This window comes from Arthrobacter sp. Edens01, assembly GCF_001307035.1.
Taxonomy (GTDB): Bacteria; Actinomycetota; Actinomycetes; order Actinomycetales; family Micrococcaceae; genus Arthrobacter_B.
The window spans coordinates 691,014-715,583 of sequence record NZ_LKIU01000002.1; the positions used below are offsets into that span (position 1 = coordinate 691,014).

Annotated in this window: 28 protein-coding genes and 1 other RNA gene; 21 read left to right on the plus strand and 8 right to left on the minus strand. The window is 62.4% G+C overall.

Annotated elements, in window-relative coordinates:
• From AO716_RS03610 to AO716_RS03625, 4 genes are all read left to right on the plus strand, one after another.
• On the plus strand, positions 1-1,422 hold the full coding sequence (locus AO716_RS03610) for a sugar nucleotide-binding protein (protein WP_055239562.1): 1,422 nt from the start codon (positions 1-3) through the stop codon (positions 1,420-1,422).
• Entirely contained in the window at positions 1,409-2,311 is a 903-nt protein-coding gene (locus AO716_RS03615) for a glycosyltransferase family 2 protein (RefSeq protein ID WP_055239563.1), read from the plus strand. The genes AO716_RS03610 and AO716_RS03615 overlap by 14 nt, the downstream gene beginning before the upstream one ends.
• A 310-nt stretch (positions 2,312-2,621) precedes the next feature.
• Complete coding sequence (locus AO716_RS03620; protein WP_055239758.1) at positions 2,622-3,329, plus strand: glycosyltransferase family 2 protein; 708 nt, start codon at positions 2,622-2,624, stop codon at positions 3,327-3,329.
• On the plus strand, positions 3,326-3,766 hold the full coding sequence (locus tag AO716_RS03625; protein ID WP_055239564.1) for a DUF2304 domain-containing protein: 441 nt from the start codon (positions 3,326-3,328) through the stop codon (positions 3,764-3,766). The genes AO716_RS03620 and AO716_RS03625 overlap by 4 nt, the downstream gene beginning before the upstream one ends.
• A gap of 134 nt (positions 3,767-3,900) precedes the next feature.
• Here AO716_RS03625 and AO716_RS17495 read toward each other — a convergent pair whose 3' ends face one another.
• Complete coding sequence (locus AO716_RS17495; RefSeq protein WP_055239565.1) at positions 3,901-5,625, minus strand: GH25 family lysozyme; 1,725 nt, start codon at positions 5,623-5,625, stop codon at positions 3,901-3,903.
• A 337-nt stretch (positions 5,626-5,962) separates the two neighbouring features.
• Positions 5,963-6,850, minus strand: coding sequence for a glycosyltransferase family 2 protein (locus AO716_RS03635; protein ID WP_055239566.1), 888 nt, complete (start codon positions 6,848-6,850; stop codon positions 5,963-5,965).
• 342 nt (positions 6,851-7,192) lie between these two features.
• Between AO716_RS03635 and AO716_RS03640 the strand changes: the two genes are divergently transcribed.
• Genes AO716_RS03640 through AO716_RS03670 form a run of 7 tightly spaced genes read left to right on the plus strand, consistent with a single transcriptional unit; the run spans position 7,193 to position 11,771 of the window.
• On the plus strand, positions 7,193-8,419 hold the full coding sequence (locus AO716_RS03640; RefSeq protein WP_055239567.1) for a CpaF family protein: 1,227 nt from the start codon (positions 7,193-7,195) through the stop codon (positions 8,417-8,419).
• Positions 8,416-9,270: a type II secretion system F family protein gene (locus tag AO716_RS03645; protein WP_055239568.1), complete on the plus strand. Its 855-nt coding sequence runs from the start codon at positions 8,416-8,418 to the stop codon at positions 9,268-9,270. Before AO716_RS03640 ends, AO716_RS03645 begins: the two co-directional genes overlap by 4 nt.
• Positions 9,267-10,202 carry a type II secretion system F family protein gene (locus tag AO716_RS03650; protein ID WP_235471984.1) on the plus strand — a complete coding sequence of 312 codons (936 nt, stop codon included), beginning with the start codon at positions 9,267-9,269 and terminating at the stop codon, positions 10,200-10,202. Before AO716_RS03645 ends, AO716_RS03650 begins: the two co-directional genes overlap by 4 nt.
• A 56-nt stretch (positions 10,203-10,258) precedes the next feature.
• The gene (locus AO716_RS03655; RefSeq protein WP_055239760.1) at positions 10,259-10,489 is read left to right on the plus strand and encodes a hypothetical protein; all 231 of its coding nucleotides are present in this window, start codon (positions 10,259-10,261) and stop codon (positions 10,487-10,489) included.
• Positions 10,490-10,535: 46 nt separating this feature from the next.
• Positions 10,536-10,868, plus strand: coding sequence for a TadE family protein (locus AO716_RS03660; protein WP_055239569.1), 333 nt, complete (start codon positions 10,536-10,538; stop codon positions 10,866-10,868).
• Positions 10,849-11,304, plus strand: a complete 456-nt coding sequence (locus AO716_RS03665) for a hypothetical protein (RefSeq protein ID WP_055239570.1) — start codon at positions 10,849-10,851, stop codon at positions 11,302-11,304. The genes AO716_RS03660 and AO716_RS03665 overlap by 20 nt, the downstream gene beginning before the upstream one ends.
• Complete coding sequence (locus AO716_RS03670) at positions 11,301-11,771, plus strand: pilus assembly protein TadG-related protein (RefSeq protein ID WP_152969840.1); 471 nt, start codon at positions 11,301-11,303, stop codon at positions 11,769-11,771. Before AO716_RS03665 ends, AO716_RS03670 begins: the two co-directional genes overlap by 4 nt.
• Positions 11,772-11,813: 42 nt before the next feature.
• Here AO716_RS03670 and AO716_RS03675 read toward each other — a convergent pair whose 3' ends face one another.
• The gene (locus AO716_RS03675; protein ID WP_055239571.1) at positions 11,814-12,128 is read right to left on the minus strand and encodes a hypothetical protein; all 315 of its coding nucleotides are present in this window, start codon (positions 12,126-12,128) and stop codon (positions 11,814-11,816) included.
• Positions 12,129-12,285: 157 nt separating this feature from the next.
• Between AO716_RS03675 and prfB the strand changes: the two genes are divergently transcribed.
• From prfB to ssrA, 8 genes are all read left to right on the plus strand, one after another.
• Positions 12,286-13,404, plus strand: a complete 1,119-nt coding sequence (gene prfB, locus AO716_RS03680) for a peptide chain release factor 2 (RefSeq protein ID WP_055239572.1) — start codon at positions 12,286-12,288, stop codon at positions 13,402-13,404.
• 227 nt (positions 13,405-13,631) lie between these two features.
• The gene (locus tag AO716_RS03685; RefSeq protein ID WP_055239573.1) at positions 13,632-14,399 is read left to right on the plus strand and encodes an SDR family oxidoreductase; all 768 of its coding nucleotides are present in this window, start codon (positions 13,632-13,634) and stop codon (positions 14,397-14,399) included.
• Positions 14,400-14,654: 255 nt separating this feature from the next.
• Entirely contained in the window at positions 14,655-15,458 is an 804-nt protein-coding gene (gene ftsE, locus AO716_RS03690) for a cell division ATP-binding protein FtsE (protein ID WP_055239574.1), read from the plus strand.
• Positions 15,455-16,366 (plus strand): permease-like cell division protein FtsX, encoded by a 912-nt coding sequence (gene ftsX, locus AO716_RS03695; protein WP_055239575.1) that lies wholly within the window; start codon positions 15,455-15,457, stop codon positions 16,364-16,366. Before ftsE ends, ftsX begins: the two co-directional genes overlap by 4 nt.
• Positions 16,367-16,418: 52 nt before the next feature.
• Positions 16,419-17,840 carry a M23 family metallopeptidase gene (locus AO716_RS03700; protein ID WP_055239576.1) on the plus strand — a complete coding sequence of 474 codons (1,422 nt, stop codon included), beginning with the start codon at positions 16,419-16,421 and terminating at the stop codon, positions 17,838-17,840.
• An 82-nt stretch (positions 17,841-17,922) separates the two neighbouring features.
• Positions 17,923-18,396, plus strand: coding sequence for an SsrA-binding protein SmpB (gene smpB / locus AO716_RS03705; protein WP_055239577.1), 474 nt, complete (start codon positions 17,923-17,925; stop codon positions 18,394-18,396).
• Between the two features lie 2 nt (positions 18,397-18,398).
• Positions 18,399-18,758 (plus strand): hypothetical protein, encoded by a 360-nt coding sequence (locus tag AO716_RS03710; protein WP_055239578.1) that lies wholly within the window; start codon positions 18,399-18,401, stop codon positions 18,756-18,758.
• A gap of 67 nt (positions 18,759-18,825) precedes the next feature.
• Positions 18,826-19,195, plus strand: a transfer-messenger RNA (tmRNA) gene (ssrA, locus tag AO716_RS16920).
• 69 nt (positions 19,196-19,264) lie between these two features.
• Here the strand turns inward: ssrA and AO716_RS17810 are convergent.
• From AO716_RS17810 to AO716_RS03725, 3 genes are read right to left on the minus strand one after another with little or no spacing between them, the layout of a single operon-like run.
• Positions 19,265-19,396, minus strand: coding sequence for a hypothetical protein (locus AO716_RS17810; protein WP_268753548.1), 132 nt, complete (start codon positions 19,394-19,396; stop codon positions 19,265-19,267).
• A 19-nt stretch (positions 19,397-19,415) separates the two neighbouring features.
• On the minus strand, positions 19,416-19,856 hold the full coding sequence (locus tag AO716_RS03720; protein ID WP_152969841.1) for a hypothetical protein: 441 nt from the start codon (positions 19,854-19,856) through the stop codon (positions 19,416-19,418).
• Positions 19,853-20,401 carry a hypothetical protein gene (locus tag AO716_RS03725; protein ID WP_055239581.1) on the minus strand — a complete coding sequence of 183 codons (549 nt, stop codon included), beginning with the start codon at positions 20,399-20,401 and terminating at the stop codon, positions 19,853-19,855. The genes AO716_RS03720 and AO716_RS03725 overlap by 4 nt, the downstream gene beginning before the upstream one ends.
• 581 nt (positions 20,402-20,982) lie before the next feature.
• Between AO716_RS03725 and AO716_RS03735 the strand changes: the two genes are divergently transcribed.
• Positions 20,983-21,678: a uracil-DNA glycosylase gene (locus AO716_RS03735; protein ID WP_235471985.1), complete on the plus strand. Its 696-nt coding sequence runs from the start codon at positions 20,983-20,985 to the stop codon at positions 21,676-21,678.
• Positions 21,679-21,682: 4 nt separating this feature from the next.
• Here AO716_RS03735 and AO716_RS03740 read toward each other — a convergent pair whose 3' ends face one another.
• Positions 21,683-22,057, minus strand: a complete 375-nt coding sequence (locus tag AO716_RS03740; RefSeq protein ID WP_055239583.1) for a hypothetical protein — start codon at positions 22,055-22,057, stop codon at positions 21,683-21,685.
• An 83-nt stretch (positions 22,058-22,140) separates the two neighbouring features.
• On the minus strand, positions 22,141-22,638 hold the full coding sequence (locus tag AO716_RS03745; RefSeq protein ID WP_055239584.1) for a DUF1269 domain-containing protein: 498 nt from the start codon (positions 22,636-22,638) through the stop codon (positions 22,141-22,143).
• Between the two features lie 226 nt (positions 22,639-22,864).
• On the opposite strand from AO716_RS03745, the gene AO716_RS03750 reads away from it, so the two are divergent.
• Complete coding sequence (locus AO716_RS03750) at positions 22,865-24,568, plus strand: alpha-glucosidase (RefSeq protein WP_055239585.1); 1,704 nt, start codon at positions 22,865-22,867, stop codon at positions 24,566-24,568.
• Positions 24,569-24,570 lie beyond the last annotated feature (2 nt).

The following is a 24,570-nucleotide window of genomic DNA, read 5'->3' on the forward strand; positions in this document are numbered from 1 at the left end:
ATGGTTGAATTCTCGAAGGCGCTTACCCCGCACGAAACCCCCATCCCCGGCGTCGTTCTCTACGACCTGCCTGTCCACGGCGACAACCGCGGCTGGTTCAAGGAGAACTGGCAGCGGGAAAAGATGCTGGCGCTGGGCCTGCCTGACTTCGGCCCCGTCCAGAACAACATCTCCTTCAACGAGAAGGCCGGCACAACCCGGGGCATCCACGCCGAACCGTGGGACAAGTACATTTCAGTTGCCACCGGACGGATCTTCGGCGCATGGGTGGACCTGCGCGAGGGCCCCAGCTTCGGAACCGTGTTCACGGCGGAGCTGGACCCCAGCCAGGCCATCTTCATTCCCCGCGGAGTAGGAAACGCCTTCCAGACGCTGGAAGACAACACCGCCTACACCTACTTGGTGAATGACCACTGGAGTGCTGACGCTCAGGGACAGTACACCTTTCTGAACCTCGCAGACGAGACGGCTGCCATCGAATGGCCGATCCCGCTGGATCAGGCTGAGCTCTCGGACAAGGACAAAGCGCATCCCCGTTTGGCGGACGTGGTGCCGATGAAGCCGCGCCGCATCCTCGTCCTGGGTGCCGACGGCCAGCTGGGCAAGGCCCTTCGCAACGCGTACGACGGCGATGCCTCCGTGGAGTTCGCCGGCCGCGCGGAGTTCGACCTGGCGGATCCTGCTTCCTATGAGCGGAACTGGAAGAACTACTCCGCGATCATCAACGCAGCTGCCTACACTGCCGTGGACGCGGCGGAATCTCCTGATGGCCGGCGCATGGCCTGGGAAATCAACGTCAGCGCCGTCGCTCGGCTGGCACGGGTGGCAGCCGCGAACCGCCTGACGCTGGTGCACGTCTCCAGCGACTACGTCTTCGACGGCACCCGCCACACCCACCCGGAGGACGAGCTCTTCTCGCCGCTGGGCGTCTACGGGCAGACCAAGGCCGCCGGCGACGCCGTTGTCTCCGTGGTCCCGCAACACTACATTGTGCGGACCAGCTGGGTGATTGGTGAAGGCAGTAACTTCGTGCGCACCATGGTGTCCCTCGCTAAGCGGGGAGTCAGCCCCTCGGTGGTCAACGACCAGATCGGCCGTCTGTCCTTCACGGAGGAGATTGCGGCGGGCATTGTGCACCTGCTCGCCAGCGGGGCGCCGTATGGAACTTACAACCTGAGCAACGCCGGCGAACCGGCAAGCTGGGCAGAGATCGCGGCCTCCGTCTTTGAACTGGCGGGACGGAAGCGCAGTGATGTCAGCGGAGTCTCAACGCAGGAGTACTTCGAGGGGAAGGAAAGTGCGCCCCGGCCGCTCAACAGCGCTTTCGATCTCAGCAAAATCAAGGGGACCGGCTTCGTTCCTGCCGACTATGCAGCCCGGTTGCCGGCCTACGTTTCTGGAGTGTCCAATGCAGCAATCTGATGCCACGGTTGGAATCTACATCCCCTTCTGGGGCGAGCTCGAATATCTTCGAGTAGCCGTGGACAGTGTCCTGGCCCAGACGAATCCAGACTGGACACTCACGGTAGTCAACGATGCGCATCCGGACTATTCAGTCGATGCCTACTTTGCGACGCTGGACGATCCGCGGATCAGATACATCCGCAACGAGTTGAACCGCGGAATTACAGAGAACTTCCGCAGATGCGTGCAAATGGCGGTGGAACCCCGCGTCGTCGTCATGGGCTGCGATGATTTCCTCCTTGAGGGATACGTTGAAGCCATCACCAAGGCCCACGCCGATCACCCGGAAGCTGATCTCATCCAGCCCGGCGTAGTGGTTGTGGACGAAGAAGGCACGGTGGTCGCGCCCTTGGTCGACAGGGTGAAACAGAGACTGCTGCGGCCCCGGCATGAGTCCCCGCTGCTGCTCTCCGGCGACAAGCTTGCAGCAAATCTAATGCATGGCAACTGGCTCTACTGGCCGTCTCTGGCCTTTAGGCGTGAAGCGGTCCAAAGACACGATTTCCGCGATGGATTCCCTGTTATCCAGGACCTGGCCCTGATCCTGGACGTCCTGTTAGACGGAGGGGACCTGCTGGTGGTTCCGGACGTTGTATTTGCCTACCGCAGGCACAACTCCAGTGCATCGTCGCTGGAGCTGCTGGACGGATCCCGGTTCGCCGGGGAACGGAAGTTCTTCGAACATGCGGCGCTGCTGGCCAAGGCCAAGGGCTGGCCCAGGACCGTCTCAGCAGCAAAGCTTCACGTTACTTCGCGGCTGCATGCCCTGGTACTCCTGCCCGGTGTGCTGGTGCGCCGGGATTTTCGAACGGCCAAGGTGCTCCTACGCCACGTTTTCGGAAGCTGACTTACGCGCAGAGGTTCAGATGCCTGGAACAGCGACTGGAATGGCGGCAGGAGCAGAGCACAGACATTTGGCCAGAGACGAGTATTTCTATAGCCTGTAAATGCGTATGCCCGGGTCTGGCACCCCGAACCGGGCGACATCGAACAGGATGGATACGGGCCCGCTTCCCGCTGGAATCGGTCGGAAGCCGCCCAACATCGCGGTCCTGGGGCATAGATACCCTGGACTGAAATTATGAACGACTGCAGAATGGTTTAGGACTCCCGTGGATAATGCTGAGTTTCTGTCGCAGGACCGGCTGCTGGTCATCATGCCTGCCTGGAACGAATCTGAGTCGGTGGGAAACACCGTCGCCGAAGTAATCCGCACAGTTCCGAACTGCGACGTCCTGGTTGTCGACGACGGGTCCACGGACAACACAGCGGACCTGGCTGCGGCTGCGGGGGCGACCGTCCTGCGGCTCCCATTCAATCTGGGCGTTGGCGGAGCGATGCGTTCCGGCTACAAGTACGCCAAACGGTGGAACTACACCCGTGCGATCCAAGTCGACGCTGACGGACAGCATGATCCCAAGGACCTCGTAAGCGTGGTGAAGGGCTTGGAAAAGGCGGATATCTCCATTGGTGCCAGGTTTGCGGAGAAGGGTAACTACGAGGTCCGGGGGCCGCGCAAATGGGCCATGTCATTCTTGGGCTGGTCCATTTCCCGTGTTGCGAAGACCCGTCTGACTGATGTCACATCGGGTTTCCGCGCAGCAAATTCCCGGGCCATCGCCCAGTATTGTGAGCACTATCCGGCTGAGTATTTGGGTGACACCATCGACTCGCTCGTGGTAGCCGTTCGGTCTGGGCTGACCGTGACTCAGGTTCCGGTTGAAATGCGGCCCAGGCAAGGCGGCCAGCCCAGCCATAACCCTGCCAAGGCAGCGCTTTACCTGGCACGCAGCGGGTTTGCTCTTGTGATAGCGATGACCCGAAAAAAAACCCGAACCCCAGAACAAAGCGGAGCAGCGAAATGACCAATACCCTGGTGCCGTTTATCATGGCGCTTCTAGTCGTCGGTGCGGTCGTGTGGCTCCTGCGCCAGCGGAAACTCAGGGAGAAGTACGCCGTACTATGGATCCTTGTCGGACTAGCCACACTGGTCCTTGCTGGATTTCCGCAACTGCTCACCATGGCCGCAGATCTGGCCGGATTTGCGCTTCCGTCGAATCTCCTGTTCCTGTTGGCTATTCTTTTGCCAATCGGCGTTTGCCTGCACCTTTCCCTGGAGATTTCAGTCGTTGAGGACGAAACCCGCGCCTTGGCCGAGGAAGCGGCGATCCTGCGGGCCCAGCTGGACGCGGTCCAGGCCCGGGTTGACCGGATGGATCCTGTCCAGAAGCTGCGCCACTCAGGTGACAAGGACGAAATGCACGGCAACAGTATCCCCGAGCATCACTCAGAGGAGCAGTAGAACACCAGCAACACGGACTAACTGCTGCAGCAGCGCCAGCGGCGGGACTCGAATAAACAGGGCTGCGGTACCTTAACAGCAATGGGACCGCCTTCATTATGAAGGCGGTCCCATTGCGATGGTTCCTCGAACGGTTAACGGATAACCCCAACCGAGGTTGCGGCTCCCCGGCTCCAGCGACCTGTCAGCGGACGGTCATCCGGGTTGCCGAAGGCGAATTTGCTGGTGACTGCGAGAGTCGCATGGTCATCGGTTAGGTACCACACGTTGTTCCGCTGAACCCCTGCCGTAGTGTGTCCGTCATTGTCCCAGTCACCGGATATTGCGGTGTCGCCGGCATTGCCATAGATGAAGGACTGGTGCACCCAGGGACGAATGTTGCTGTTGGTCAGGTAGAACCGTTTCCCGATGCCTTCCATCCGGGCTACACCGAGGGTGTCGTACCCATCGCCGTTCCAGTCCCCGACGATCGGGGTGTCGTAGGCCGCGCCGAAGGCAAAGGTTCCGTCCGCCCGGCCGGTGGTGTTCGAGTTTCGAAGATAGACCATCCCGTTACGGAAGACCCCCATGGTGTCGAATCCGTCGCCGTTCCAGTCCCCGCAGATGGGGCGGTCTCCCTTTTCGCCGTAGACAAGTCGAGTGACCGGCGATGTACCAGTGAGGCCGGTGCGGATGTACCAGACTCCGTCACGGAACGCCGCAGGCGTGGCGATGCCGTCACCGTCCCAGTCGCACGTGACAAACTCGTCGGTTGTGTGGCCGTAGCTGAGGCTGGCCACAGGACTGCTGTTGTAATAGAGCCTGGCGACACCGGAGACCCGGGAACCCCTGGCGAAGTCACGCAGCTTCTGCAGCGATCCGTTATAGACATTGGAGTCGCCCTCGAAAGGCCCGGTGCTGCTGTACTGCCAGAGGGTGTAGTTGCCCCAACCCTTCGGCAGGCTTCCGGCAGTTTTTCCATAGCTGGCGATGTGAAGGGGCTGGCTTGAGAAAGCGCTGGAGTTTCCGGTGCAGGTTTTCCACCAGTCCGTGGTCGTGTAGATCATTGGGGGCCGGCCCGTACGGGCCGCAACAGTCGCTGAGAAATCCCTGATCCACGAGACCATCTGGCTCGGAGTCATGTCGTAGCAGGTATTGCCCAGTTCGGGATAGGGGTTGTACTCGACATCCAGCAACGGGGGCAGAGTGTTGCCGTCCGCGGACCACCGCCCCCCGTTGTTCACAAAGTAATTCGCCTGCGCGGCACCGCTGGAGACGCTTGGAATCGCGAAATGGTACGCACCGTGCAGCATGCCTGAGCTGACGGCGCCGGAAGTCTGACGCGTATACAACGGGTTGACGTAGGATGTCGCCTCTGTGGCTTTGACATAGGCGTAACGAGCGCCCTGGGTCCACGCGCGGTTCCAGTTCACCGCCGGCTGGTGGCTGCTGACATCCATGCCCTGAAGCCCTGACGGCATCCAGGTCGACGCCAGTGAAATAGCCGGCTCCCTTGCAGCGATCCGTGCCATCGACGCGGGCCCAATGTGCAGCTGCTGAGCTGAAGCTAAGGTTTCCGCGGCGTTCGAAGGTGTGGCCAGTTCTGGGTCCGCCAGGTCTTCCTCGATCAGGGTTTGCTCTGCATCGACGCGCTCTGCGAGTTCGACGGCGCTTGGCACCTGGGGGTCCTGTGTGTCCTCGATCCGCTCGAGGCCCTGCCCCATTTTTGCGCCCAGGATGCCAATGATCGACTCAAGGTCGTCTTTGGCAGCGGCCGTGGCTTCCGGGGTGGCTTCCGGCGGTGCCGCGGGCTCACTGGGGGCAGCCGTGGTAGGGGCCGGTTCTGTCTGGACAGCGGCAGGATCACTGACGGCTGGCACTGGGGTGGGCTCAGCATCCGACGGTGACGGTGCCGCCGGGATCTGCTCAGGGGCCGTCGTGGCCGGCTCGGAGTGGGCTGGGGGTGCGGTTTCCCAAGGGAGGACCGCTGCATGGGCCGGCGCCGCGACTGCCATGACGGTAGTGAGAACGAGTGCCGGCAGGGACCATCTTCGAGAAAACACAGGAGCTCCAGAGCAAGGGGGACGAATGTCCAAAATGACAGACTGCCTAGGATTCTATCTCTGACATGTGACCCATGTGATTATTGGTGCTGGTGTGGCACGGAGCGGCGAGAAGTCTTACGGCACAGGACCACCGTGACAGAGCATGGGATTCTCACGTGAACGCATGGCGGGCGAGCATTAATGCCGTGCGGCGGTCAACCTTGCGCGTATTTTGCAGCAGAACGACCAGGGCGTGGAGCCTGGACGTCCAGTGCAGCTTCGCCGCCCAAGATGCATGGGGCCATCCCAGTGCCCGAAACCTCCTGGCTTCATTCTTGAAGAACCGTCTCTCCTCGGCGAATCTCCTTCCATCCACCGCACGGACGGAGGAATCCGAGGCCTTGTGCCGCCGGTATTGGAAGACAACGTCGTTCACTATGAGGAGGCTTCCGCCAGCCGCCGCTATGTCCAGCAGGAGCGCGAGATCCTGTACAACGTCGTATTCCGGGTTGAAGCCGTGCATCTGAATGCTGTCCCTCCGCCATGCGAGCGACGGAAAGTAGTGCCAGCCCGAATGGAGCAGGCTGCATGCCATGGTTTCGCCGGAGATGGCGTTCACGGTCCTGCGGAAGCCCGGCTGCGTCAGCTGTTTGACAGCATCCGTGAGGGTCCAGGTCCGGCGGCCGTTCTCATCTATGACCTGCACGCCCGGCTGCACGACTGAAGCAATGGGATGGGCGGCCATGGCTGCCGTTACGGACTTCAGGTAACCGGCCAGCATGACGTCGTCTGCGCCCATCATCACGACGATGGGCGATTCGGCCATACCCAGGGCTTTCTGGAAATTCCGGTTCGCGCCCAGGTTCTCCTGGTTCCTGACATACGTGATCCGGGGGTCCTGCAGCGATGCGGCCCACGCTATTGGCTCTTTGCTTGGATACGCGTCGTCTACGATAATCAGCCGCCAGTTTTCATAGTCCTGCTCCTGCACACTCCGGACTGCCGTCTGGAGCAGTCCTGGATCTCCAAAATAGGGGAGGAGGACATCCACCGCATCCATCACCCTGCACCAGCTCCTGCGGTTGGCGGCTGCGGCCAGGCAATCTAGTCACCGCCGAACGGAATAACCGGGTCTACGACGCTAGGTGTTGCCTTATCGTTCCGGCAAGGGAATCTGCTCCATTGGCCCCTGGTACGCAGGATTTGCTCAGCGCCCCGAGCAGCGTCCTCCCTTCAGTGCTAGGCAGTTGTCGCTGGCAACGGTTTTCCCCAACCGCGCAATTGCACTCTCGCCACGATCAAGGAAATCACCTATCCTCTCCCGCATGGCTGCACTGGCCTGCAGAAATAGTCTCGTTGCCGCCTCAGCCGAAGGCCGGGGAGGATAAACCGGGGGAGCCCAATGGACGCTGTGCGTATTGTCGAGGATGAGGTCAGGGAGCTCATCCGCGTACGCGGGCTGGACCCCGCCCGCCAAGCCGGAGAAGTGCGGCGGCTGGTGGAGGCGGCCGTCCAGGACTACGACCAGCGGTCACTGCTCGGCACCCTGCCCGCACTGGGACAGCTTGATAGAGCCAGGAAGCAGGTTTTCGACGCCGTCGCCGGATTCGGAGCCCTGCAGCCCCTGCTTGATGATCCGACGGTCGAGGAGATCTGGATTAACTCCCCAGGTGAGGTTTATGCGGCCAGAGACGGAAGATCCGAACTCACACCCCTGAACCTGACATCGGAGCAGGTGCGGGACCTGGTGGAACGCATGCTGAAATCCTCCGGCAGACGCCTGGACCTCTCGTCACCGTTCGTCGATGCGGCCCTGCCGGACGGTTCACGGCTTCACGTTGTCATCCCTGATGTGACCCGGAAGCACTGGGCCGTCAATATCCGCAAATTCATAGTCCGGGCCAGCCGCCTCGAACATCTCGTCGAGCTGGGAACACTGACCCCCCAGGCTGCACGCTTTCTTTCCGCGGCGGTGTCAGGCGGATTGAACATCCTTGTCTCCGGGGCAACCCAGGCCGGTAAAACGACGCTTCTGAATTGCCTTGCCGCATCCATCGGCGCCCGGGAACGCGTCGTCACGGTGGAGGAGATCTTCGAACTGCAGCTTCCCCTGCGCGACGTCGTGGGGCTGCAGTGCAGGCAGGCCAACCTGGAAGGAACCGGCGAAATTCCGCTGCGGCGCCTGGTTAAGGAAGCCCTTCGGATGCGGCCTGACAGGCTGATTGTGGGTGAGGTTCGGGAAGCCGAGAGCCTGGACATGTTGATTGCATTGAATTCCGGCCTTCCCGGCATGTGCACGGTTCACGCCAACAGCGCGCACGACGCCGTCACGAAGATCTCTACGCTGCCTCTGTTGGCGGGGGCCAACATTTCCAGTTCCTTCGTTGTTCCCACCGTGGCCTCCTGCATAGACCTGGTGGTCCATTGTGTCCGGACTCCTGCCGGGCGACGGGAAGTCACTGAAATCCTGGCTTTGGGGCGAAGGGTGGAAAACGGGGTTATAGAATCCACGCTCGTCTTTCAGCGTGTCGATGGCCGTTTGGAAGCTTCCCCGTCTGCGCTTCCATCTCCGGACAAGTTTGCCCGCGCCGGAATGAACCTGGCCGAACTGCTGGAGCCGGCAGCATGACGACCGTTGCGGGACTGACTCTTGGAATTGGCCTGTTCTTAGTCTGGTGGTCCTGCTGGGCACTTCCGGAACGCCCGCCCAAGCTGCGGCGTGCAGGCCGGCTCGCGGAGATGCTCAGCGCGTCCGGCATTAGACGCGTGACTCCCGCCGGCCTGGTTGCAAGCAGCGTCCTCCTGGGCGTCCTTGTCCTCCTGACCGGCTGGGTGCTGACAGGTTCCCTCCCCATCGCCGCTTGTTTCGGTGTCTTTGCCAGCGCCGTGCCGGTGAGCGCAGTCCGCTGGCAGGCCCACAGACGCAGCGCCTCCCTGATGGAGCTCTGGCCGGATGCTGTGGACCACTTACGTTCGGCTATCCGCGCTGGACTGTCGCTGCCGGAGGCGCTCATTCAACTCGGGGAGAACGGGCCGGCGGAGCTTCGTACACCATTTCGGGAATTCGGGGCAGACTACCGCTCCGGCGGCTCGTTTGAAGAAGCACTCGACAACCTGAAGGAGCGATTGGCAGATCCAGTCGGAGACCGGATCGTGGAATCCCTGCGCCTCACCCGGCAGGTGGGCGGATCCGATCTGGGGAGGCTGCTCGGCACTCTGGGGGAATTCCTGCGCGAGAACGCGCGGACCCGCAGCGAACTGCTGGCACGGCAGTCATGGACAATTAACGCGGCCCGGCTGGCTGTAGCTGCACCTTGGCTGGTGCTGGTGCTGATGTCGACCACGCCGGAGGCCGTTGAAGCATACAACTCCGCGGCCGGGGCTGCAGTTCTAGCCACGGGAATGGTGATGTCGGTTGGCTGCTACCGATTGATGCTGCGCATTGGTGCGCTGCCCGCGGAAAAGCGGGTACTGCGGTGAGCGGGCTGTGGCCGGCCGCCGTGCTGGTGGGAACTGGCCTCGGCATGGGGCTTTGGCTGACCGTCACCCGGCTTCCCTTCCTCCGGCCCGCTTCCTTTGCCGACCGGATCGCACCGCAGCTGCGCTCCGTAACGCATGGATCTCGGCTGCTCGAGCCCGCGGACACCACGCCGTTCGGTCCGCTGCAGCGGGTTTTCCGGCCCGTACTTCAGGAGCTGGTGCACAAGCTCGCCCGCATCAATCCCGCTAATTCGGCGCTGCAGCGACGGCTGGACCGTGCGGGCAACCGCATGACCGTCCTGGAGTTCCGTTCGGGACAGCTGCTGTTTGCCGGAGCGGGCCTCCTTATAGGCGGGGCAGCTGCAGTCTGGCTGGCGGCCAACGCGCTCATTTCTGTTCCGGCTGTTGCGCTTCTGGCTCTCACATCAGGGCTACTCGGCTTCCTCCTTAGGGACTATCTCCTGACCAGGGAAGTCCGCCGGCGGGAAGCAGTGATGCTTACAGAGTTTCCCAGCATGGCAGAAATGATGGCGTTGGCTGTTGGGGCAGGGGAGAGCGCCGGCGGTGCGCTGGAACGTGTCGCGCGTACGTCCCGAGGCGAACTGGCCCGGGAGTTCGGGCATGCGTTGGCCGAAACCCGTTCCGGCGCACCATTGCTGACGGCCCTGCGCAACCTGTCCAAGCGCACCCAGCTGGCCCCATTGTCCAGATTCGTGGACGGGGTCTCGGTCGCTATCGAGCGTGGCACGCCACTGGCGGACGTTCTCCGGGCCCAGGCCCAGGATGTCCGGGACATGGCCAAGCGTGAACTCATGGAAGAGGCAGGAAAGAAGGAGATCGCCATGATGGTGCCGCTGGTCTTCGGCGTCCTGCCGCTTACCGTCCTCTTCGCCATCTTCCCGGGACTTTCCCTGCTCAGCATCGGCCTATGAGGATGCCTGCAAAGACCGCAACCCTGATTCCGTTCACCATCGAAGAGAGGACCCCAATGAAGTCGCTAACTGCCCTTCGTCACCTGCCGGCCTTCGTAGCAGCCAGTCTCCTGGTGAGGCTCACGGCCGCCCTGCATCCGCGTGCCTCCGAGAGGGAACGCGGAGACGTGCCCGGATGGGTCATGATCACGCTGATGTCGGCGGTTCTCGTGGCAGCCATTCTCGTAGTTGCGCGGACTGCGCTCGTCGACCTCTTCAATTCAGCCATTGACCAGGTCCGGCAGTAAAGCCCGGTCCGAACGCGAGGACGGGTCGGCGGTCGTTGACTTCGTCATGGTTGGCGCCCTGCTGACCGTTATCGTCGTCGCGATCGTGCAGCTCGCGCTGGTTCTGCATGTCCGCAATACGCTCATCGATGCTGCGGCATCAGGTGCGCGGTATGGAACCCTGGCCGACCGAAGCCCGCAGGACGGACTTGAGCGGACACGGCAGCTTATCTCGGGGTCACTGTCCGAAGGGTTCGCCCAGGACATCAGCTACTCCCGGACGGGGGAGCCCGGTGCGCCCATGCTGCAGATGAGGGTGCGTGCACCGCTTCCGCTGATAGGACTGATTGGTCCGAGAGGGGGAATGGAGGTGGCCGGACATGCTTACTGGCCTGACTGACCGGCTGAAGCATGCGGCGAAATCCGGTGGCGAGGACGGCAGCGCCGCCGTCGAATTCGTCTTCCTCGGCGTGCTCCTGCTGGTACCGCTGGTTTACCTCATAGTTGCCGTGGGCCAGGTCCAGGGAGCAGCCTATGCTGTGGTCGGCGCAGCCGACCATGCCGCGAAAATCTACGCAGCGGCTCCTGCCGGAACTGCACCGGAGTCGCAGGCAAGGGCCGCTGCCGAACTTGCCCTGTCTGACTTTGGCTTCGACCCGAATGGACTTGAATTACAAATTTCCTGCAGCCCGGAATGCAGCGCACCCGGCTCAACCGTGACGGTCACTGCGGCACTGGACGTACCGCTCCCTGTTGTGGGCGCCATGCCGGGCATGAACCTGGCACCGGTGCGGGTGGATTCAACGTCCATGCAAACCGTTGAGAGGTTCGGATGAGTGCATCTGACTCACACGAGGTAGTGCACGACGGCGGTGACTCCGGTCAGGTGGGGGTGCTCATCATCGGGTACGTGCTGCTCGCCCTGCTGGTAATCACTGTGGTTGCCGGTGCATCGTCGGTCTATCTGGGGCACAAGAAGCTTCTCTCCGCAGCCGACGGCGCCGCGCTCGCAGCGGCAGACACGTTCTCACTGGCACAGGTGCAGGGGAGCGGCGCAGGCGTGCCGGCGGCCGCGCTGGAAACCTCCCGGGTTGTTTCCGAAGTGGAGCGTTACCTGCAGGAAAGCCGGGCGGGTGAGCGCATTCACGGACTGCAGATCTCGCCCGAGACCGGGACACCGGATGGCCGGACAGCGAGGGTGGTCCTGGTCGCCGTCGTCCACCCGCCGATCGTGAACGTTCTGGTTCCCGGCGGCATCCCGATTACCGCTGAGAGTGACGCCCGGGCGCGGCTGACGCGCTAGCTGCGGCACTCACGTACCGGGCATAAGGCTGAGCCCGATGGGTTAGGAGGCCTTCGCCTGCGTCCGGGACGGGTAGTGGCTCCAATCCCCGTGGTCGATCTCCAGCAGGGTGCCGTCATCGGCATAGCAAAGCGTCACCCGTTCGCCGTAAAGGTCGCAGTCCGGGTCGGGGCAGCGGTCCCGGCCGGACCCGATGTAGTCAGCGGCGTCGAACTGGTCCCAGTCGTCAAGCTTGCCCAATGCCCAGGGATCGCCCTGCTCAGCCAGTTCCTCGAGCTCCTCACGGCCATACCTTCGGCCACGCTCGGGATGGCGGACATCAGAGGGAGACTGCCGGGAGGCGGAAGTGGCGTTCATTGAAATGACGGGCTCCTTTCCGGTTCTGACACCACTTAATGTACTCCCGGGCACCGGCACGCCCACTGTCATTTCCCGGCGTGCCGCCGGTCTGAATCCTGGGTCCGGGTCTTAACCAGACGGGGGAAACCGGGCCATGGCGTAGTCTGTAATCACCATGGCTGAAATCGATTTTCCCGCAGAAATCCGCGCTCTCCGCTCCACGTTCGCCTCCATCGAGGACGTCTCCGACGTTGCGGCGATGAAGGAGGACATTGCCGAACTGAGCGAGATGGCCGGTGAACCCAACCTATGGGATGACCCGGACGCTGCGCAGAAGATCACGTCCAAGCTCTCGCACCGCCAGAGCGCGCTGGAACGGCTGCAGAAGCTCGAGGCCCGGATCGACGACCTTGAAGTCCTGGTGGAACTCGCCCAGGACGAGTCCGATGCCGACAGCAAGGAAGAGGCAGCCAAGGAATTGCAGTCACTGCGCAAGGCCCTCTCCGAGCTGGAAGTGGTCACCCTGCTCTCCGGTGAATACGACGAACGTGAAGCCGTGGTAACCATTCGCGCCGGCGCCGGCGGAGTGGACGCAGCCGATTTCGCCGACATGCTCCTGCGCATGTACCTACGCTGGGCTGAGCGCCACGGCTACCCCACACAGGTCCTGGACACCTCCTACGCCGAAGAGGCCGGCCTCAAGTCTGCCACCTTCGAGGTCAAGGCCCCTTATGCCTTCGGCACCCTGGTGGTGGAAGCCGGAACGCACCGGCTTGTGCGCATCAGCCCGTTCGACAACCAGGGACGCCGCCAGACCTCGTTCGCTGCCGTGGAGGTCATTCCGCTGATTGAGGCCACCGACCACATCGACATCCCGGACAACGAAATCCGCGTGGATGTGTTCCGCTCTTCCGGCCCGGGCGGCCAGTCCGTGAACACCACCGACTCGGCGGTGCGCCTGACACACATCCCCACCGGAACCGTGGTCTCCATGCAGAACGAGAAGTCGCAGCTCCAGAACCGCGCGGCCGCCATGCGGGTTCTCCAGTCCCGCCTCCTGCTGCTGAAGAAGGAGCAGGAAGACGCCGAGAAGAAGGCCTTCGCCGGGGACGTCAAGGCATCCTGGGGTGACCAGATGCGTTCCTACGTGCTGAATCCGTACCAGATGGTCAAGGATCTGCGCACAGAACACGAGGTGGGAAATACATCGGCGGTATTCGACGGTGAGATCGATGACTTCATCGATGCAGGCATCCGCTGGCGCGCCAACGGAAGCGTTTCCGCCCGCAAATAGAGCGAGACCCGCGCCGCCAAATACAAAAGCCCGGATCCCAGTGGGATCCGGGCTTTTGCGTGCCCGCCGAGTTTCGGGTCTTTTTCGATGGTCGTGCGGCGGATCTTACGGCGCGCCGTCCGTTCCGGCGGAGACTGCGCCGGATATACCTGAAGCTGGATCAAGGAAATGATGCGCTTTATCGAACGTGGACTGGTGCCCGAGGTACCGGGAAAGGGAGGCAAAGCATGAGCACGGAGGCGTTTCTTCCGGCGGACCTGGACGGCCGGCGGGCGGTGGTAACCGGGGGAGGATCAGGAATTGGCGAGGCCTGTGCCCGAATGTTCGCTGCCCTTGGCGCGAAGGTGGTGGTGGCGGACGTCAACGGAGAAGCCGCTGAACGGGTCGCCGCTGACACGGGCGGAACCGCGTGGACGGTGGACCTGAGCGATACCCGTTCCTTGGAGGAACTGTCGCTTAAGACGGACATCCTAGTCAACAACGCGGGGATTCAGCGGATCAATCCCATTCAGGACTTCGACCCGGACACCTTCCGCCTGATCCACCGGCTGATGGTTGAATCGCCGTTCCTGTTGATGCGCGCGGCGCTGCCGGGCATGTACGAACGGGGTTTTGGCCGGATCATCAACATCTCTTCCGTCCACGGACTGCGTGCCTCTGCCTTCAAGAGCGCCTACGTGAGTGCCAAGCACGCGCTCGAGGGGTTGAGCAAGGTGGCAGCTCTGGAAGGCGGACCGCACGGCGTGACGTCAAACTGCATCAACCCCGCCTATGTGCGCACCCCGCTGGTGGAAGCACAGATCGCAGACCAGGCCCGGATCCATTCGATTCCCCCCGACGAAGTGGTCTCTTCAATCATGCTCACCGAGTCCGCTGTCAAACGCCTGGTGGAGCCGGAGGAAGTCGCATCCCTCGCTGCCTGGTTGGCCGGAGCGGGCGCCGGTATGGTTACCGCTGCTTCCTACACCATGGACGGCGGGTGGAGCGCACGCTGAGCAGATACACCAGTTTGGGATTGCGGACCTCGTCGCTGCGGTCCTTGCAGGTGAGGCAGCCGCACTGCGAATGCCGGCGGAGGAGGCCCCCGGCGGCTGAGGCGCTGCCTGCACCGGTCCGGCCATCCGGCGACACACCACTGGGTGCTCAGCCGGGCGGCTGGGTCTGCTGGCTATAGTCAGAAGGCCGGTTCCCTGCTCCCAAGCTCAAAGGCCCTTGCCGTTCCGGCTGTTACGCGAGGGCATGAAACAGCAATGATCACTTTCGACAACGTCACCAAGGTCTATGACCGGAACTCCAGGCCAGCCTTGAACTCGGTCAGCCTGGACGTGGACCGCGGTGAATTCGTGTTTCTGGTGGGCGCGTCCGGCTCGGGCAAATCCACGCTCATCCGCCTTGTACTCAAGGAAGAGCACGCCACACGCGGAACCGTGTACGTGGCGGGTTCCAACGTGGCCAAGATTCCCAGCTGGCGCGTGCCGCGGCTGCGCCGGGGCATCGGCGTCGTGTTCCAGGATTTCCGCCTGCTGCCCAACAAAACAGTCTTCGCCAACGTAGCCTTCGCCATGCAGGTGATCGGCCGCAGCCGTGCGGTAATCAGGGACTCCGTACCCGAGGTGCTGAAGACCGTCGGGCTGGAAGGCAAGGACAACCGCCTGCCCCACGAACTCTCCGGCGGAGAGCAGCAGCGCGTGGCCATTGCCCGCGCCATTGTGAACCGCCCGGGAATCCTCCTGGCAGACGAGCCCACCGGCAACCTCGATCCCACCACCTCGCTGGGCATCATGAAGGTCCTGGACCGGATTAACCAGAACGGCACCACCGTGGTGATGGCCACCCACGACCATGACATCGTCAACGCAATGCGCAAGCGTGTCATTGAACTGCGCAACGGCAAGGTTGTCCGTGACGAACGCGAGGGAATCTACCTGGCTACTGCCATGCAGCCCGTGGTTCCGGCTGCAGGCACTGAAAACCCGGCGGCTGACTCCAACGACGCGGCGGCCGGCGATGCTTTGAGACAGGGCAGCCCGGCCGGATCGGAGGTCTCCGAATGAGGATGGCCTTCGTCCTGGGCGAGATCGGCTCAGGCATCCGCCGCAACCTGTCCATGGTGGTCTCCGTCATCCTGGTCACCTTTGTGTCCCTGACTTTCGTGGGTGCCGCCGGCCTGCTGCAAATGCAGATCAACCAGATGAAGGGCTACTGGTACGACCGTGTGCAGGTAGCCGTCTTCCTCTGCGTGGACAATGATGTCTCTCCGTCCTGTGCCTCCGGCGCGGTTACGGATGAACAGCGCAGCGCTATCGAGACGAAGCTGAACTCTGCGGAGTTCGAGCAGTACATCGACACAGTGCATTTCGAAGACCAGGCAACCGCCCTGGGCCACTTCCGCGAACAGTTCGCGAATTCCCCCATTGTGGACAGCGTGACCGCGGACCAGCTGCCGGAAACTTTCCGCGTCTCCCTCGTGGACCCGGAGAAGTACGAAGTCATTAACGAGGCCTTCTCCTCGATGCCCGGTGTGGAATCCGTGAGCGACCAGCGTGAACTGCTGGAAAAGGTCTTCTCCTTTATGAATATCGCGTCCCTGGTGGCATTGATCATCGCTGTGCTGATGCTGGTCTGCGCGATCCTCCTGATCGCCACCACCATTAGGCTCTCCGCCTTCAGCCGGCGCCGGGAAACCGGCATCATGCGCCTGGTCGGAGCGTCGAAGGCCGTCATCCAGCTGCCGTTTGTGCTCGAAGGCGTGATTGCTGCGCTCATTGGCGCGGTCCTCGCTTCCGGAACCCTCTGGGCCGTGGCACACTTCTTCATCGGGATGCTGGCCCGCCAGTATCCCGCAACTGCGTTCATTTCCGCACGTGAAGTACTTCTTTTGAGCCCCATACTGCTCATATTGGGTACATTACTGGCGGGGGTGTCATCGCTGCTGACGCTCAGACGGTATATCAAGGTTTAGAGTGTGGGCACGGGTCAAAGGAAAGCAGAACGTTTCATGGATAGTCTCGCCAATGGATAGCCGCCGCTCGCTGCCGCGGAACGCAGCGGCCGTGCCGTTTGATGCTGTGCGGAAAACCGCTGCCACGGCAGCCGCTGTGCTGCTCGCCCTGGTGCTCGCCTTTATCTCCGTAAACCCTGCTGCAAGGGCGGACGAACTGAACGACCGCAAGAATGCCCTGGAAGCAGAGCAGCAGCGGGTCCAGGAAGAATACGAATACCTGGACGCGGACATCGCCCAGACCGTAGCCCAGCTGAATATCTACCAGAACGAAGAACTGCCCGCCGCACAGGCTGTCCTGTCCGAGGCCGAAGGCCGTGTGAGCTCGGCTTCAGCAAAGGTCGGTGCGCTCACGGACCGGGTGGCACTCGCGCAGGAAAGCCGCAACAAGATCGCCGCGCAGATCGAAGAAGACCGCAAGGCACTCGACGAAACCCAGAAGGTTATTGGGCAGATCGCCAGCCAGGCATACAAAAGCGGGGGAGTGCCTTCCAGCCTCACCCTGATGTTCGGGGCAGACGGCGCCGACTCCCTGACCGATTCGATGGGCATGGCCGGACAGGCCCTGCGCGGGCAGAACGCCGCCGTCGAACGCCTCTCCCAGCAGGCAGCTACCAACGTTAACTCCGAAGCCCGCCTGACCGCGGTGGAGGAAGAGATCTCCTCGCTTAAGGCACAGGCCGAGGAAGCGCTCAAGGCTGAGCAGACAGCCCGGGACGAAGCCGCGGCTGAGAAGGAGAAGGTCGACGGCCTCATTGCCAGTGCCGAAGCCCTCAACGGCGAACTCGAGGCCAAGAAGCCGGTCATCCAGGCAAAGCTGGCATCCATCCAGTCCGAACAGGCAGCCGTCCAGGCTGAGATTGCCGAGCGCCAGCGGATCCTTCTCGAGGAAGCACGCCGCGCCGAGGAAGCACGGATTGCCGAGGCCAACCGCAGGGCCGCGGAAGAGGCCGCCCGCAACAACCAGCCGGCACCGCCGCCACAGACCGTGCAGCCGACCAACCCGTCGGCGTTTGGGCTGCGCTACCCGGTCAGTGCCCCGCTGACCTCAGGCTTTGGCTGGCGCGCGACGCCGGCAGGCACCATCGATTTCTCCGGCACCGGCGGCTACCTCCACTCGGGAATCGACTTCGGAGCCCAGTGCGGGACCCCCGTCTACGCTCCGGCGTCCGGCGAAGTCTGGCGTTCGGATACGGGCGGCGGAGAAATGATCGGCACCGGCAACCGGATTGTGCTGAACCACGGCGTCATCGGAACATCTGCCCTGGCTACGAACTACTACCACTTGAGCAGCAGGGTGGTTTCGGCAGGACAGTGGGTCAATGCCGGCCAGCTCATTGGCTACGTTGGCACCACCGGAAACTCGACCGGCTGCCACCTGCACTTCGAGACGATGCTCAACGGACAGCTCGTGAATCCCATGGGATTGCTCTAGGGCCTAGAATGGGTGTTTCGCGTCCGGGAATACCCGGAACGCGCGAAGCGAACTTCATCGAGCAATAAAGGAGAGTTGAACCGTGCCGAAAGAAAGTGGCCGAAAAGTTGTGGCCACCAACCGCAAGGCCCGGCACAACTACGAAATCCTCGATACCTACGAGGCCGGGATGGTGCTAATGGGCACCGAGGTGAAATCCCTGCGAGAGGGCCGGGCGTCGCTGGTGGATGGCTTTGCCACGTTTTACAACGACGAACTGTGGCTGGAAGCGGTCTACATTCCGGAGTACCTCAACGGCAGCTGGACCAACCATGCCGCACGCCGGCGCCGGAAGCTGCTGCTGCACCGCGAGCAGCTGGACAAGATCGCGCAGAAGATCCGGGAGTCCGGCTTCACGATTGTTCCGCTGCAGCTCTACTTCCTGGACGGACGCGCCAAGGTGGAGATCGCCGTCGCACGCGGCAAGCGTGACTATGACAAGCGCCAGACCCTGCGGGAGAAGCAGGACAACCGTGAGGCGCTGCGCGAAATGCGGGCCAAGAACCGCGGAGCATAGGAATGAGCGGTACCTTCTGGGAACCGCAGACCGAGGAAGAGGCTGCCGCAGAGACGCGCAAGCCGGCCTGGGCCTGGGTCATCGCAGCTGTTGACCTGCTGATTGTCCTTGCAGTTGTTCCGGTGGTCATCCTGGTGGTGGTCCCCTTCTTCGTGGTCTTCTACGTGTACCTGGCCCAGCTGCTCGTCTGGGTTTCGCCTGTGCTGCTGGCCGCCAACGGTCTGCTGTTCACCTGGGCGTTCCGCCGCAAGTTCGCCGGCATGACTGCACTGGCGATCCTCTCGGTCCTGTTCGTACTGCTCTCCGCGCTGGTGCTGGTGCTGTGGGGAGCGCCGGTCACGGTGTTCGGCCTGACGTTCTAGCGCTTATGCGTTATAGTTAACGGTCCGGCCGGTTGCGGGCGGACAAATCAGTTTGGTAACTGAATACGGGGATGACAGGTTTCGACGATGTTAGTCGCGACAGGTGAAGCGGGCCGAGGATGCAGGGTTATCTCGTAAACGCTCTCTGCAAACCAATAAGTGCCGATTCTAAGCGCACTGACTTCGCTCTCGCTGCCTAAGCAGCGGGCATAGTCCGTCAGACCGGGAATGCTCTCGTCCCGGATCCTGGCGTCATTTAGAGGGCCACTGCTGAGTACTCTTGCCGTTGGAGTGCTCGGGACTTTTAGACGGCTGGGCCCGGATCAGCCACTTGTTCACATGATGGCTGGGGCCGAGAAAATCCGACGTGAACTGCGCCCGGAGAAGCCCTGACAACACGACATCGGACGGGGGTTCAATTCCCCCCATCTCCACCATTGAAAAGCACCTCGGCCTTCCGGCCGGGGTGCTTTTTGTGTTCCGGATGCTTTGCACCGCCTGTGGAACTAACGGGCTGGAGCCTGCTCCCCGTCCTGGTAGTACTGGCTGGAGATGCCGTAATCCGGATCCAGCTCGGAGCGCTGCATCTGGTGTTCCGGAGGGTTTTCCCGGCAGCTGGATGTCAGCAGGATTTCCACCCACGCACGCTCGCTTTGGCTATACGTAGCTGTGACACCGATGCTGTCCTTGAGACATGAGGACCCGCACGTCGCCGCCTTCTTCGGGCGGATAGGAGACCTCGTTCTGGCGTTCCCAGCCTTCCTCGTCCAGCCATGCTCCTATGCGGTCCAACACGGTGTTGGCTGTTTCGGTATCGGCTACGGGGCTCGACGCCTTACCGAGCCATCTGGTCTCGAGCTGCTGTTCCTCAATCTCCGGGCGCAGGCAGGATTCCTCCCTCAGGTCCTCGATCTGGAGTCCGGCCCCGGCCTGCTCCACCATCGCAGGCAGCAGCTCCTCAAACTGCGTGAGATAGTCCGGTGACTCCTGCGCAGCGGCAGAATCAGGGGGTGTTTCGGTGTTCAAGGCACAGCCTCCCAGGGATACGGCGAAGATCATGGCTCCGGCCATTGCGGCAGCCGAACGTCGGGGCGTCACTTTTCAAGACTCTCTGTGGTCACGGTCTGCAGCTTCATGTTGGCGTAGTCTTCCGGTCGTTCTTCAATGGGACTCTCCGAATAGGCGTAGCCAAATCCGTAGTGGAACACTTCTTCAACGTACATGCTCACACGGTTTCCATTGATCACCGCTTGGATGTTGGCCGCGGAGGTCGACCCCTCGGCAAAATAGTCCGTGTGCCCGCGCATGAGGGAATCCGGTTTCTTCGGATCCACAAAACCGGATTCCAGCCGCACGGCACCCATTTGCGTTTTGGGGCTGCCGCCGGTCCAGAATGAACCGCTGTGGAAACCGCCGCCTCCTACCTGCGCCACTGAAATCGGATCGTCCCTGGTCTGGATCCAGTACCGGTTGGCGTCCGGGCTGGCTGTGTCGCTGGGACTGGAGACTTCGTGTCCGGAGCCTGCCGGGGCGACATAAAGGATGTTCGACGCCGTCAGCCCCTCCCGCTCTGCGGTCCCGAGCAGGGAGCCACCGGCACTGTAGCCAATGCAGGTGCTGCGCGTATCCTGCGGAACTTCCAAGTCCAGGGCATGGTCGAATGCAGCGAGCAGGGGCCCGCCGTTCTCGTTGTAACTGCTGGTGAGGTTGTGGTGCAGCTCGATGGGAAGATCGGTGCCCTGCCAGTAAAAGGAGACCTTCTGCTGCTCGGGTTTTCCCTCTACGGCATCGAGCCGCTCCAGATATCCTGCAAGAGACCCGAGGTCCGCGCATGTTCCCCCTGGAGATGACGGACATCATCGTTACTGCAGACGCTGCTGCATCTCCCGCCGGAAGTCGATGGGCAGAACTACCCATGTCAGACCCAGCCCGCCCCGGGCCGCCAGCCGTTCCCAACTGACGGCCGCCGCTGGCGAACCGTCCGGCGCAGCTCCCTGGCACCGGCCCCGGCCAGCCCTTGGTAAGCTTGGAAGAAGCCCTTCGCCCGCCGCCCTGCCCCACAGCAGTGTCCGGCTTCCAGTGCGGAGGCGCCCCTTTCCACCGCACCCACCACTGACCTGCTGCTCCGTACTTCACGCTCCCCGCGTGAGTCCGGAACGCTGCGACGTGCCCCCACGCCCCGCGGAGGGAAGACACGCAATACCGTAGGAGAAGCGCCACCCCCATGCAGTCCGCCCCCGCTGAAACGTCCGCAGAAACCCCCGTTGATACCCTCACGGAAACCCCCGCAGAAACTCCCGCAGATTCCAGCGCGCTGTCCCTGTTTGACCGCCGCTACGAACCTAACGTCGCTGAGGTCAACCAGCTGTGCGACACCCTTGCTGACCTGAAGCCCGGTAGCGAAGTTCCCTACATTGATCCGCAGCATGACGTGGACGAGGCACGGATAGTCAGCCTGTTCTCCAACAACGGTGCCGCCCACCCGTCGGGCTTCATCACGGCAGGCAGCGACGAAGCCGTCACCCGCCTCCTCGGCGTGCACTGGCAGGTGGGCCTTCAGCCCAAGTACGTGATGCCGTGGAACGTCCACCCCTGGTACACCCCGGGCGAGCCGCACACCAAGCTCACCAAGGAAGAAGTCGCCGAGGGCCTGAAACCCCTGCTGCGGTTCCTCGCACTGGTTCCGCGCGTCTCGGTGATCGTGGCCCACGGCACCGAAGCCCAGCGGCTCGCGGCAGCCTTCCTGAAGACTGAGAACCGGATGATTTACCGACGCAGCTTCAAGGTTTACAAGGCCCGCTCGGCAGAAGGACGTTCGTTCGGCGCCACCGAGGAACGCCAGCAGGAATCTCTGGCGGAAATGCGGATCGTCTACAAGGACGCCATGGCCCGCACCGGACTGGCCGCCACGGGCCGCTAGGAAACTAGTTCGCGCCGCTCACCGGAACATCGACGATTCCGGTGAAGCGGGAGCCGACGCCCTCATATTCACTGCGCACGCTTCCTTCGGGAACTGCGGGGAGTTCGCAGGCACGGTGGTCCTCACAGGCTACAAACGAAAACTCAGGCCACCACTTTTTGGGCCTGGCTGTTTCGCGGAAGCCGCAGACCTCACACTCCAGCTGAACCCAGACCGGACGCTTGCCGGTGCGGTTGGCGCGCGACTGCACCAGCCAGGCCGGGGGGTTGGCGTCGAGCTCGTTGAGCTCGGCCTGTTCCAGCCGCGCCGGGATGCCGTGCTTGGCAGCCATTTCGAGCGGAATATCAAGGTACTGGGCTGCTTGGCGTCGAGTAATCATCAGTTAAACGATACGGCAGGGCACGACGGCGGTTTCCCGCCGTCGTGCCCTGCCGTTTGTCCGCCCCGAAAACCTGGCGGGTATTAGTCCGCCTCGGCGAACGCCTTCCGCAGATTCGCTTCCTGATCCTTGGAGAGGTTCGTGGCGATCAGTGAAGCGCCCGGGAAGCTGTCCTTAAAGGCATCAAGGACACGGTCCTCAACAGCGTCGGAGGAGAGCACGAACAGGGCTGAGGTCCCCGGCGTAACTTCCTGCCTAATCTGCTTGATGAAATTGTCATCGATGCCAACGTCCACCATGGAACCGGACAGGGCTCCGATGGCAGCGCCGACAGCCGCGCCGATAAGCGGGATGAAGAAGATCAGGCCAAACAGCAGCCCCCAGAAGCCGCCGCCCAGGGCGCCGGCGCCGGCCATATTGTGTTCCTGAATGGTCCGGGGCTTCTTCTTGTCCCGCGGCCAGGTGACGATTGCCTCATCCTGTACGTTGATGAGGTTCTGGGACTCGAGGCTGGCGAGGGTCTGTGTCGCCCTTTCAGCAGCGTCTGCGTCGGGGAATTTCCATACGGTAAGTGTTGCCATGGCAGATACTCCAAACAGTTGGGATCCAGGCACTAAACGGCGTGTGCCGGGCACACGGACGGTTAGAGTAGGTGCCACGCTAGCCAGCCCCGGCCACCGTCGGCAAGGGAACAGGGCCCAGGGGGCCCTCTGCCGCCCAAGTCTGCCCGCCGTCTCTGTCCCGCGGCGTTCCACAGCCGTAGACTCGGGTCTGCGGCACGCTCGGACCGCCGACCCAGGAGCCTGAATGAGGGACCTCTCCCGCCCGGCATGGTGGACCAACGCGGTGGTCTACCAGATCTATCCGCGCAGTTTCCAGGACACCACGGGTGACGGCATCGGCGACCTGACGGGCATCATCAGGCGGCTGGATTACCTGCGGGAACTCGGAGTTGACGTTCTTTGGCTCTCTCCCATCCATCAGTCTCCCCAGCGGGACAACGGGTACGACATCAGCAACTACCGGAGAGTTGATGCGGTGTTCGGCACCGAAGAGGAATTCGACCGTTTGCTTGCCGAGGTTCATGCGCGCGGGATGAAGATGATTATGGACCTGGTTATCAACCACACCTCCACTGACCACGAGGCCTTCAAAAGGTCCATTTCCTCCCGCGACAATGTCTCCCGCGATTCCTACTACTGGCGTGATCCGCGCCGGGGGTTCCGCGGTGGAGAGCCCGGCGCGGAACCCAACAACTGGGGATCCTTGTTCGGCGGATCCGCGTGGACGTGGCATGAGCCGACCCAGCAGTACTACCTGCACATCTTTTCCCGTCACCAACCGGACCTGAACTGGGCGAGTACCCGCGTCCGCAACCGGATCTACACCATGATGAACTGGTGGATGGACAGGGGGATCGACGGTTTCCGGATGGACGCCGTGAACTACATCTCAAAGGACCAGCGCTTCCCTGACAGCATGATCCAGTTCGGCGGCGTATGGGGAGACGGTTCTCCTTTCTTCACCTCCGGCCCGCGGGTGCATGAGTTCGTGCAGGAGATGATGCGCGCGGTCTTCGCACACCGCAGCGAGGATTATCTGGTTGTCGGGGAAACCACCGGAGCAACGGTCGAGGAAGCCCGGCTCTTCACGGACCCCTACCGGAATGAACTGGACATGCTGTTCCAGTTCGAGCACGTGAACCTGGACCACGGTCCGGGCGGCAAGTGGGATCCGCGTCCGGTCAATCTCCGGGACCTGAAGACCAGTTGGAACCGCTGGCAGCGCGGTTTGGCCGAACGGGGCTGGAACAGCCTGTACCTGAGCAACCACGATCAGCCCCGCCACGTTTCCCGGTACGGAAATGACGGTGCATTCCGGTATGAGTCAGCCACTTTGTGGGCGACCCTGCTGCATATGCAGCGGGGAACGCCGTTTATCTACCAAGGGGAAGAGATCGGCATGACGAACGCCGGTTTCACCAGCATTGACCAGTACCGGGACGTCGAATCACTGAACTACTACGCGGATTCGACCGCCCGCGGGATGAACCCTGAGACTGTCCTGGAGATCCTGGGACATGCCAGCCGCGACAACGCCAGGACACCCATGCAGTGGACTCCTGGGCCGGGGGCAGGGTTTACGGAGGGTGTGCCCTGGATCGGGCTGGGCCCGAGGTATTCAGAAATCAACGTTGAACAGGATCTGGCCGCACCGAAATCCATCTTCCGCTACTACCAGCAGCTGATCCGTCTGCGCCATGAGCTGCCGGTGATCGCGACCGGCGACTTCCAGCTGCTCCATGCCAATCATCCGGCCCTCTTCGCCTTCCGCCGAAGCCTGGGCGAGATGAATCTGGCGGTGATGGGCAACCTCTCTAACCGGGACCTGGCCGTGCCGGAGGACCTGCAGAAGGGTGAGCTGATCCTCAGCAATTACGGCACCGGCCGGCAGAAGACAACACTGGGGCCCTGGGAAGCCCGGGTGATGGACATCAGCGGGCTTCCCTAGGC

What these genes read in the sequence shown, in the direction of transcription:
- AO716_RS03700 (WP_055239576.1), top strand. Translation starts at nt 16,419, where the DNA reads ATGGATAGCCGCCGCTCGCTGCCGCGGAACGCAGCGGCCGTGCCGTTT.
- AO716_RS03610 (WP_055239562.1), top strand. Translation starts at nt 1, where the DNA reads ATGGTTGAATTCTCGAAGGCGCTTACCCCGCACGAAACCCCCATCCCC.
- AO716_RS03655 (WP_055239760.1), top strand. Translation starts at nt 10,259, where the DNA reads ATGAAGTCGCTAACTGCCCTTCGTCACCTGCCGGCCTTCGTAGCAGCC.
- AO716_RS03640 (WP_055239567.1), top strand. Translation starts at nt 7,193, where the DNA reads ATGGACGCTGTGCGTATTGTCGAGGATGAGGTCAGGGAGCTCATCCGC.
- AO716_RS03620 (WP_055239758.1), top strand. Translation starts at nt 2,622, where the DNA reads ATGCCTGCCTGGAACGAATCTGAGTCGGTGGGAAACACCGTCGCCGAA.
- AO716_RS03685 (WP_055239573.1), top strand. Translation starts at nt 13,632, where the DNA reads ATGAGCACGGAGGCGTTTCTTCCGGCGGACCTGGACGGCCGGCGGGCG.
- AO716_RS03750 (WP_055239585.1), top strand. Translation starts at nt 22,865, where the DNA reads ATGAGGGACCTCTCCCGCCCGGCATGGTGGACCAACGCGGTGGTCTAC.
- AO716_RS03635 (WP_055239566.1), bottom strand. Translation starts at nt 6,850, where the DNA reads ATGGATGCGGTGGATGTCCTCCTCCCCTATTTTGGAGATCCAGGACTG.
- AO716_RS03675 (WP_055239571.1), bottom strand. Translation starts at nt 12,128, where the DNA reads ATGAACGCCACTTCCGCCTCCCGGCAGTCTCCCTCTGATGTCCGCCAT.
- AO716_RS03710 (WP_055239578.1), top strand. Translation starts at nt 18,399, where the DNA reads ATGAGCGGTACCTTCTGGGAACCGCAGACCGAGGAAGAGGCTGCCGCA.
- AO716_RS03660 (WP_055239569.1), top strand. Translation starts at nt 10,536, where the DNA reads ATGGTTGGCGCCCTGCTGACCGTTATCGTCGTCGCGATCGTGCAGCTC.
- AO716_RS03670 (WP_152969840.1), top strand. Translation starts at nt 11,301, where the DNA reads ATGAGTGCATCTGACTCACACGAGGTAGTGCACGACGGCGGTGACTCC.
- AO716_RS03625 (WP_055239564.1), top strand. Translation starts at nt 3,326, where the DNA reads ATGACCAATACCCTGGTGCCGTTTATCATGGCGCTTCTAGTCGTCGGT.
- AO716_RS03735 (WP_235471985.1), top strand. Translation starts at nt 20,983, where the DNA reads ATGCAGTCCGCCCCCGCTGAAACGTCCGCAGAAACCCCCGTTGATACC.
- ftsE (WP_055239574.1), top strand. Translation starts at nt 14,655, where the DNA reads ATGATCACTTTCGACAACGTCACCAAGGTCTATGACCGGAACTCCAGG.
- prfB (WP_055239572.1), top strand. Translation starts at nt 12,286, where the DNA reads ATGGCTGAAATCGATTTTCCCGCAGAAATCCGCGCTCTCCGCTCCACG.
- AO716_RS03740 (WP_055239583.1), bottom strand. Translation starts at nt 22,057, where the DNA reads ATGATTACTCGACGCCAAGCAGCCCAGTACCTTGATATTCCGCTCGAA.
- AO716_RS03665 (WP_055239570.1), top strand. Translation starts at nt 10,849, where the DNA reads ATGCTTACTGGCCTGACTGACCGGCTGAAGCATGCGGCGAAATCCGGT.
- AO716_RS03615 (WP_055239563.1), top strand. Translation starts at nt 1,409, where the DNA reads ATGCAGCAATCTGATGCCACGGTTGGAATCTACATCCCCTTCTGGGGC.
- AO716_RS03745 (WP_055239584.1), bottom strand. Translation starts at nt 22,638, where the DNA reads ATGGCAACACTTACCGTATGGAAATTCCCCGACGCAGACGCTGCTGAA.
- AO716_RS03645 (WP_055239568.1), top strand. Translation starts at nt 8,416, where the DNA reads ATGACGACCGTTGCGGGACTGACTCTTGGAATTGGCCTGTTCTTAGTC.
- ftsX (WP_055239575.1), top strand. Translation starts at nt 15,455, where the DNA reads ATGAGGATGGCCTTCGTCCTGGGCGAGATCGGCTCAGGCATCCGCCGC.